Origin of the sequence: Clostridium sp., from assembly GCF_051650885.1 — a bacterium.
Taxonomy (GTDB): domain Bacteria; phylum Bacillota; class Clostridia; order Clostridiales; family Clostridiaceae; genus Clostridium.
On record NZ_JBOFRG010000239.1, the window covers coordinates 1 to 1,092 of the forward strand.

Annotated in this window: 2 protein-coding genes; both read left to right on the plus strand. The window is 35.5% G+C overall.

The window, feature by feature from the left end; all coding sequences use genetic code 11:
* A partial coding sequence (locus tag ACRC28_RS11340) for an elongation factor Tu (protein ID WP_438543560.1) occupies window positions 1-800 on the plus strand: 800 nt, incomplete at its 5' end.
* A gap of 195 nt (window positions 801-995) precedes the next feature.
* A partial coding sequence (gene rpmG / locus ACRC28_RS11345; RefSeq protein ID WP_438543561.1) for a 50S ribosomal protein L33 occupies window positions 996-1,092 on the plus strand: 97 nt, incomplete at its 3' end.

The following is a 1,092-nucleotide window of genomic DNA, read 5'->3' on the forward strand; positions in this document are numbered from 1 at the left end:
TTGTTTTCTTAAACAAAGCTGATATGGTTGATGATGAAGAATTATTAGAATTAGTTGAAATGGAAATCAGAGAATTATTAAGCGAATACAACTTCCCAGGAGATGATATTCCAGTAATAACAGGGTCAGCTTTAAAAGCTTTAGAAAACCCAACTGATGCTGATTCAATCAAATGTATCGAAGAGTTAATGGAAGCAGTAGATAGCTACATCCCAACTCCAGAGAGAGCAACTGATAAAGCATTCTTAATGCCAATCGAGGACGTATTCACAATCACTGGTAGAGGAACTGTTGCAACAGGAAGAGTTGAAAGCGGAATCCTTCACGTAGGTGACGAAGTTGAAATCGTTGGATTAAAAGAAGAAACTAGAAAAGTTGTTATAACAGGAATCGAAATGTTCAGAAAATTATTAGACGACGCGCAAGCTGGAGATAATATCGGAGCATTATTAAGAGGGGTTCAAAGAACTGACATCGAAAGAGGGCAAGTATTAGCTAAGCCAGGATCAGTAAACCCACATACAAAATTCGTAGGTCAAGTATACGTACTTAAAAAAGAAGAAGGTGGAAGACATACTCCATTCTTCGATGGATACAGACCACAATTCTACTTCAGAACAACTGACGTAACAGGATCAATCAAATTACCAGAAGGTATGGAAATGGTTATGCCTGGAGATCACATCGACATGGTAGTTGAATTAATTAATCCAATCGCAATGGACGAAGGATTAAGATTCGCAATCAGAGAAGGTGGAAGAACAGTAGGTTCAGGAGTTGTTACTAAAGTATTAGCTTAATTTTTAGTAAATAATCTCTAAATTTGAATAAAGGGCTAGGTTTTTAGTGAATCCTAGTCCTTTAAAAAGAATAGAATATTGACAGTTCCTTAAATATGTGATAATGTGTGAAGGTAATTCAAAAATCACATTTTAAAAGACAGTAAGAGGACAATAGGTCTCTTAGAATATATAATCAAACTGGAGGTGCACATCGTGAGAGTAAAAATAACTTTAGCATGCACAGAGTGTAAACAAAGAAACTATAACTCAATGAAGAACAAGAAAAACAACCCAGATAGAATTGAAATGC